At 41.9% G+C, this 7,872-nt stretch carries 6 protein-coding genes; 2 read left to right on the top strand and 4 right to left on the bottom strand.

The features are described from left to right. Positions 1 to 391: 391 nt before the first annotated feature. The 4 genes from manA to AACR09_RS00940 all read right to left on the bottom strand — a co-directional run bounded on the left by manA (position 392) and on the right by AACR09_RS00940 (position 5,699). On the bottom strand, positions 392 to 1,573 hold the full coding sequence (manA, locus tag AACR09_RS00955) for a mannose-6-phosphate isomerase, class I (RefSeq protein ID WP_193834664.1): 1,182 nt from the start codon (positions 1,571 to 1,573) through the stop codon (positions 392 to 394). A gap of 839 nt (positions 1,574 to 2,412) precedes the next feature. Next, on the bottom strand, positions 2,413 to 4,050 hold the full coding sequence (gene groL, locus AACR09_RS00950; RefSeq protein ID WP_108202681.1) for a chaperonin GroEL: 1,638 nt from the start codon (positions 4,048 to 4,050) through the stop codon (positions 2,413 to 2,415). Positions 4,051 to 4,101: 51 nt separating this feature from the next. Continuing rightward, a complete protein-coding gene (locus tag AACR09_RS00945; RefSeq protein WP_004733324.1) occupies positions 4,102 to 4,392 on the bottom strand; it encodes a co-chaperone GroES in 291 nt (96 codons plus the stop codon). A 182-nt stretch (positions 4,393 to 4,574) separates the two neighbouring features. Next, positions 4,575 to 5,699 carry an LPS O-antigen chain length determinant protein WzzB gene (locus tag AACR09_RS00940; RefSeq protein WP_193834662.1) on the bottom strand — a complete coding sequence of 375 codons (1,125 nt, stop codon included), beginning with the start codon at positions 5,697 to 5,699 and terminating at the stop codon, positions 4,575 to 4,577. A 156-nt stretch (positions 5,700 to 5,855) separates the two neighbouring features. On the opposite strand from AACR09_RS00940, the gene AACR09_RS00935 reads away from it, so the two are divergent. Together AACR09_RS00935 and AACR09_RS00930 are read left to right on the top strand one after the other, a co-directional pair. Further along, entirely contained in the window at positions 5,856 to 7,205 is a 1,350-nt protein-coding gene (locus AACR09_RS00935) for an MATE family efflux transporter (protein WP_193834660.1), read from the top strand. 60 nt (positions 7,206 to 7,265) lie between these two features. Then, positions 7,266 to 7,748 (top strand): methylated-DNA--[protein]-cysteine S-methyltransferase, encoded by a 483-nt coding sequence (locus AACR09_RS00930; RefSeq protein WP_193834658.1) that lies wholly within the window; start codon positions 7,266 to 7,268, stop codon positions 7,746 to 7,748. The last annotated feature ends 124 nt before the right edge of the window (positions 7,749 to 7,872 follow it).

Here is a 7,872-nt window from a genome sequence, read left to right as displayed (position 1 = left end):
TCATGACACTCAATGCTCTGTATTAAGTGTCTACTTTTATGGGGTCACATCAAAAGCATATGAGATAGATACGAGTAAATGAGTTGCGAGATACGAAAGGCAAAAAACGGACGCGTTATGATGTACTAAAAATACATATAAGGTGTGGGGATTTTGACTAAAAGAGGCACAAAAATCACATCACACCTCTCCTAACAATAGTTAGATTGTAAAAATTTCAAGTTAGTCAGATCACTCGCATAGATCATCTGTGATTGAACGAAATTAAATCTGCACAAACAAAAAGATTAACTAAAATATTAATAACAGTTATGCCTAATCTCTCTTAAGAGAGATAAAATATAACCTTTACTCCAAAGTCAATCTCAAACAGAATTTTATATCCTCCCATCTAATAACACCGGGCCAACATCCCTTCACTAGTGATGCTATAACTACAAGTCCTCAAAGGGATAAAGGCTGATTCACCTTTCTTAAGTACTAGCTGATTGCGATCTGAGAGAAGAATAACTTCAGAATCAACAGCGAAGATAATCTCTGCTCGTCGTTGTTTAACTCTATAGTTCGTTGGGTTACTAAATACGGAAAATTTGAAATCTTCTACAGGCACTGGAAATTCACTTTGTACGCCATCATTAATTGATTCAGTTTTAATATCTCCCATATCTAATGCTTTGAAATTACAGCATTTAACCAACTCATCAACATCAACATATTTAGATGTTAAGCCTGCTCGAAGCACATTGTCAGAGCTCGCCATCACCTCTAAGCCAAGCCCCCGAATATACGCGTGTGGTGTCCCCGCCTCTAAGAACATAGCCTCTCCTGGTACTAACTCTAAGACATTAAACATCAATGGAGAAAACAGGCCTATATCTTTGGGCCATTGCTCATTAAGTTCAACTATCAATGATCCTAGCTCGTTATTTGTAGATCGAGCCCAGCTTAATAAGTCATACAGAGCCAATTCTTTAGCTTCCCCTTTCAACTCTAAAGTAAAACGGAAAAATCGCTCTAAGCCTTTCGATGTCAAATTATCGTAAAATAAGTCAAGCTCTTCGCTCAAGGCAGGGCTGTTCACTTGTTTTACCAGAGAAACTATCTCTTTAAATTGTCTAAAACCATTCATCGCTTTATAGTTAGTTAAAGCAAAAACAAGTTCTGGTTTATGGTTTTCATCTTTGTAATTACGATTAAAACAATTAATATCAATACCTTGCTGACTTTCTAATGCAAAGTTTTTTTCGGCTTGGGATTTCGAGGGATGAACTTGAATTGATAATGCTTGATTTGCAGCTAAAACCTTAAATAAATACGGTAAACCACCAAAGGCCTCAATGGTATGAGCACCTAAGATTCCACTGGCGTCTTTTTTGATAAAATCAGATAAAAGCACTTCTTCACCATTTTCAAGTACCTTTGAGCAGCCGTTCGGGTGGCTTCCCATCCAAATTTCGGCTTGAGGCTCATCTTTTGGGTTTGCTATACCAAAATAATCAGAGATAGCTGTTTTACTACCCCAAGGGTAGATTTGAATTGTATTACTTAATAAATAAAAGGAAGAAAAGTTCATCTATGCATCTCCATTTTCAATTACTATGACGGCGTCTAAATGATCGCTTATCATTTGTTCTTTTTTATCTAATCACCCTCTACAACTGCATTTAAAATCTTCGTATTTTCAATAAAATCACTCTCATTGCAAGGGGGGGAATCATAGATTACGATCCTTAATCAATTACTTGAAGTGTAGATTAAAACTGATACTTATTTTTATTGAAATAAGAAACCAATATCTATACTCAACGGATGACACTAACAGTGTCGCTCAGTTAGTGCCATAAACCGCCAACTGTACCCTACAGAGCTTATACATAATATCAACTCTGACTCTAAAAAATCATGAGGTGTCTAATCATAATATGGTTATTCCTTGATCGCTCCAACTTTCCGAAATGGGTACAATTTTGTCCAGCGATTCAGAGTAACCCTGGTAGTCACAAGGAGCAGAATGTCACTTTAATGGACAACCAGTATTACGAATTGAATTAACCAAGAGAAATGACAAAGCAAAAAAAAAGAATATCGTTACCAATATCACCTGTCTGATATTGGAGAGCTTGAAAACCATAGGCTCTACTCACACCAGCGCTCAGATAAAAGTATGTTGCGAAAAGCAAGACCACTAGTAAATATCTTTTCGTATCATAGTACAGTCTGATTATGAACAATAAATTGACTATGTAGATACTGCCCATTAAGTAACTGAGAGAACTTGATGAAGATCAACTTCTGGAAATGTCATTAAAAAGGATGCCGCTGTATAAAACAGGGCATCCCAAACTGTCTACATTGATGTCTACATTTATATTTAAGTTATTGTTTATTAATAACTTAATCAGCACAGATGGCTTACATCATGCCACCCATACCGCCCATGCCACCCATATCAGGCATTGCAGGGCCAGAATCTTGTGGCTTATCAGTGATCATCGCTTCTGTTGTGATCATAAGACCAGCAACCGATGCTGCGAACTGAAGTGCAGAACGAGTTACCTTAGTTGGATCTAGGATACCCATAGCAATCATGTCGCCGTATTCGCCAGTAGCTGCATTGTAACCGTAGTTACCTTCGCCAGCGCGAACGTTGTTAGCAACAACAGATTCTTCATCACCAGCATTGGTCGTGATTTGACGGATAGGCGCTTCCATTGCACGTAGTGCAACGCGGATACCTACGTTTTGCTCTTCGTTGTCGCCTTCAAGGCCAGCAACTTTAGATGCAGCGCGGATAAGTGCAACACCACCACCAGCAACCACACCTTCTTCAACAGCAGCGCGAGTTGCGTGAAGTGCATCTTCTACGCGGTCTTTCTTCTCTTTCATCTCAACTTCAGTCGCAGCGCCAACTTTGATTACTGCAACACCGCCAGCTAGCTTAGCTACACGCTCTTGAAGTTTTTCTTTGTCGTAGTCAGATGTTGCATCTTCGATTTGTTGACGAATCTGAGAAACACGACCTTTGATCATCTCTTCATTACCCGCACCATCGATGATGGTTGAGTTTTCTTTAGTGATCGTAATGCGCTTAGCTTGACCTAAGTCTTCTAGCGTTACTTTCTCAAGGTCTAGGCCGATCTCTTCAGAGATAACCGTGCCACCCGTTAGGATAGCGATATCTTGCAGCATAGATTTACGACGGTCGCCGAAACCAGGTGCTTTAACCGCAGCCACTTTAACGATGCCACGCATGTTGTTCACAACCAGAGTTGCTAGCGCTTCGCCTTCTACATCTTCAGCGATGATAAGAAGTGGACGAGATGCCTTAGCAACCGCTTCTAGAGTCGGAAGAAGTTCACGGATGTTAGACACTTTCTTGTCGATAAGAAGAATAAACGGGCTATCTAGATCAACAGAACCGGCTTCTTGGTTGTTGATGAAGTAAGGAGATAGGTAACCGCGGTCGAACTGCATACCTTCAACTACGTCTAGCTCGTCTTGTAGAGCCTGACCTTCTTCAACCGTGATAACGCCATCACGACCTACTTTTTCCATCGCTTCAGCAATGATGTTACCTACTGTCGAATCAGAGTTCGCAGAGATAGTACCTACTTGCGCGATAGCTTTCGTGTCTGAACAAGGAACAGAAAGGTTCTTCAACTCTTCAACAGCCGCGATAACCGCTTTGTCGATGCCGCGCTTAAGATCCATTGGGTTCATGCCAGCAGCAACCGCTTTTAGGCCTTCTGCGATAATAGACTGAGCCAATACTGTAGCTGTTGTTGTTCCGTCGCCCGCCGCGTCATTCGCTTGCGAAGCCACTTCTTTAACCATTTGTGCGCCCATGTTTTGGAACTTGTCTTCAAGTTCGATTTCACGTGCAACTGAAACACCATCTTTAGTGATAGTCGGTGCGCCAAATGATTTGTCTAGAACAACGTTACGGCCTTTAGGACCTAGCGTTACTTTTACTGCGTCAGCCAGAACGTTTACACCTTCTAGCATTTTAATACGTGCGTCGTTACCAAATTTAACGTCTTTAGCAGCCATCTTAATTTCCTTTAAAATTCTTTATTAAATCAGTTCAATGTGTGGCGCGGATTACTCAACGATCGCCATGATGTCGTTTTCAGACATGATCAGAACTTCTTTGCCGTCGATCTTTTCAGTTTTAGTGCCGTAGCCTTCAGAAAAGATAACAGTATCGCCAACTTTAACGTCCAATGGTTGTACTGAACCATTTTCTAAAATGCGGCCTTTGCCAACAGCTAGAATAGTACCGCGCGTTGATTTTTCAGCGGCAGAACCAGTTAGAACGATGCCACCAGCAGATTTAGATTCAACTTCTTGGCGCTCAACGATAACTCGGTCGTGTAGAGGACGGATATTCATCGGTCGGATCTCCTGATAATTTCCATTTAATTTGATAGTTGCCACGATTGGCATGGGGTTACCCAATATGTTGGGGCGAAGTGAAAGATCCCAAGGGGTGAAAGAGATTTTTTGTGAAGGGGCTCAATAACAAGAGATATAAAAAGAAAAATGGCCAGTGAGTAACACTAGCCATTTGAAACTTAATCTTCTTTTCTAAATGCAAAGCGTATCAAGACAACAACAACACCCAATATACCACCTAACAGTGTTCCAAAAACGACAATCAAAACGCGTTTAGGCTTATCACGAGTTATCGGCTGTTCTACGTTTTCTAGAAAACGAAAGGTTTGAAACTTAACTAAACGATCGATTTCAAGGTTATTCAACATGTTCAACTTTGCGTTTATTTGTAGAAGTCGAGGCTCAATAATAGTTAAGTTTTTTAGTGAACCTAAGGCTTTAACCTTCGCTTCAAGGCCTTTTGAGCCTAACTCTATACCAAAGATCTCTTTATCATTACCAGTTTTGGTTGGCATTTCTACACCCGCAGCCAAGGCTATTTCCATAGCGTACTTAGTTCGCTCAGTTTCAACTAATAATTGATCCTTAGCCTGGCTTTCAAGAATTTGTTTTTGCTGGATTAGTTCATTGCGCTTACTATTAACAAATGCTTTCAGGTTACTAAATGCATCCTCACGGACCTTCGATTCAGTAAAAGAAACATAAGAAGTTAATAAATCAAAGCTACTTTCTTTAGTCATCGTTTGAAAACTAATAAAATATGGTGAATCTTGATCTTTTTTATCCACTTTAGATGCTGAAATTTGCTCAAACCACCTAGAATATAAAGCCCTAACTTCATCCTCAGTCAAATCAGAGACATCGTCAACTGTAACGGCTTTTAGTTGCTGAAACGCAGTACTATGCTCCAAAAAAGCTCTCTTATTGTTACTTGAGCTAAAAGTGTTCACAAAACGTTTAAATAAAACCCCAGCGTCAACTAAATCATCCAACTCCTCGCTAACCAAAACTGTCCCATCATCTTGGTAGATATTAAATACTGGTTGAAACTGCCTAACTTGTTGCTGATATGCAGCTAAGTTTTGCGGTTGCGACTCTATAATTTTAGCACTAGAAGACCACCACTCTTGAGCTAACAATGCAAAACTAATACTGCTAGCAGTGAATAAAGAAGTCACCAATACGACAATTAACTTACCATCCCACAATGCCTTAAAAAGCTCTCTCAGATCAATCTCATCACTCGCGGTATACATCGGTGGATTTTTCGGGGAGTATGATTGTGGTTGTATCTGCTGCTTCACTGTAAATCTCTCAAAACATCTAAATTATTAACAGAAGAATGCTATCACACCGTATGCTGTTAGTATTGTACGATTTGTAAACTTTATGAAAGCGCTCTTCAGACTACTCATTATTCACTGTATTCTACCCACATTCTAATTCGACTGGCGTTTTACATGCAAGATAAGCATGGGCTTCTCACGGCCCCGATAGCACAGACTCTGCGCACAATGACCATACCGACGATATTCGGCATGGTGGCGATCTTGATGTTTAACCTTGTCGATACTTTCTTTATCTCATTGCTCGGCACGAAAGTCCTTGCAGCGGTGAGCTTTACCTTCCCTGTCACCTTTGCCATCAACTGCATTACTATGGGTATAGGCATTGGCTTGTCGACGTGTATTGGGCGGTTACTTGGCCAAGGTTGCGCGCAAAATGCGGCTCGCTTTACCTGCCACGGTTTATTGCTTGCTGTGCTGCTTGTTGGTTTTGCATCAACACTAGGGCTTTTCACGCTAGAGCCTATGTTTACTTTGTTAGGTGCTGAACCTGAGTTACTGCCACTAATATCTGAATACATGTCGGTCTGGTATTTAGCGATACCGTTGCTTGTTATTCCAATGGCAGGCAACAGCGCGATACGAGCGAGTGGCGATACCAAAACACCCGCTAAAATCATGATGCTGGCCGGCCTGATTAACGGCATTCTCGACCCACTGCTGATCTTCGGTTACGGGCCTTTTCCTGAGCTAGGGATTCAAGGCGCAGCCATTGCAAGTGGATTCAGTTGGTTTGGTGCGTTGTGTGGCTCTCTGTATGTATTAACCATGCGAGAAAAGCTGCTGGCTCCGCCCAAACTAAAAAACATCATCGATGACTGGAAACAGATCTTAACCATCGGTACACCTGCTGCACTTTCCAATGCTCTGAACCCACTTGCCGGCGCCATCATAATGATGATGCTTGCCAAACAAGGAACTGAAGCCGTTGCTGCTTATGGTGCTGCCCAGCGTATTGAATCAATTTTGATCATCGTACTGATGTCTTTAACCTCTGCTCTCACGCCTTTTATGGCGCAGAACTTTGGTGCAAACAACCCGCAGCGCAGTTTCAAGGCTCTGTTCTTAAGCATGCGCTTTGCCGTGATGTTCCAAGGTTTGATTTTCTTAATGATGGTGCCGTTGAGTATCCCTTTAGCCGCCCTATTTTCTCAAGAAGAATCTGTACGAGGCATTTTGTGGCACTACCTGTTAGTAGTCCCATTTAGCTATGGCTTCCAAGGCATTGTAATGATGCTGATCAGCGCGATGAATGCCATGCATCAACCGCTCAAAGCCTTTCAATGGAGCTTCATGCGCCTGTTTGTTTTTACCTTGCCGTTTGCTTGGGTAGGTAGCCAAATTGATGGTGTTGAAGGGTTGTTTATCGGCTTAGCCTTGGGGAACATCATGGGCGGTATTTCAGGGTATTATTTTGCACTTCGTGTTAGGAGTAAAGCAGATACGGGATGCGGAAAGATATAAGAGCAGATTCGAGATTCGAAAAGCTTGAGAGCAGAAAGAGACGAGAAGAAGGAAGATGACATGGAAGACACCACTTACAAAATGCTTTATGACGCACCAATTGGCAAGATGATCATTGTGAGTAATGGTGGGTCGCTTATTGAAATTGACCATGTAAATCATGAAGAGCCAATGACTAGCAATCCAGATGAGCTTTGCCAACTGGCGACGAAACAGTTAGATGAGTATTTCGCAGGTCAACGAACAGAATTCGATTTGCCATTAAGAGCGATAAAAGGCACGGACTTTCAAAAAGCTGCTTGGCAGGCTTTAACGACCATTCCTTATGGCGAAACCATCAGTTACGGTGAGCAAGCAAAGAGAATGGACAACCCAAAAGCCGTAAGGGCCGTCGGTGGTGCGAACGGCAAGAACCCGTTTAGCATCGTAGTCCCCTGCCATCGAGTGATTGGCGCGAATGGCACATTAACCGGCTACACCGGCGGCATGAACCGCAAAGAATGGTTACTGGATTTTGAGTGTTCGGTTCTAAAAGCGAGATGAGAGTAGCGAGTGACGAGATGCGAAAATGATATGGCCCCTAAAAAGTAGACACTGGGGTTTAGTTGATTAGTTCAAAGTCCATGGGACTCACTCCACCTAGAGTCCCATGTCTTCTTACTGGATT

The sequence above is a fragment of the Vibrio sp. OPT20 genome, assembly GCF_963889365.1.
Taxonomy (GTDB): domain Bacteria; phylum Pseudomonadota; class Gammaproteobacteria; order Enterobacterales; family Vibrionaceae; genus Vibrio; species Vibrio splendidus.
Note: the sequence above shows the minus strand (reverse complement) of the source record. Positions and strands in the feature narration are given on the sequence as shown.

Coding starts and splice junctions, on each gene's coding strand:
- manA (WP_193834664.1), bottom strand. CDS start 1,573: ATGAACTTTTCTTCCTTTTATTTATTAAGTAATACAATTCAAATCTAC.
- groL (WP_108202681.1), bottom strand. CDS start 4,050: ATGGCTGCTAAAGACGTTAAATTTGGTAACGACGCACGTATTAAAATG.
- AACR09_RS00945 (WP_004733324.1), bottom strand. CDS start 4,392: ATGAATATCCGTCCTCTACACGACCGAGTTATCGTTGAGCGCCAAGAA.
- AACR09_RS00935 (WP_193834660.1), top strand. CDS start 5,856: ATGCAAGATAAGCATGGGCTTCTCACGGCCCCGATAGCACAGACTCTG.
- AACR09_RS00930 (WP_193834658.1), top strand. CDS start 7,266: ATGGAAGACACCACTTACAAAATGCTTTATGACGCACCAATTGGCAAG.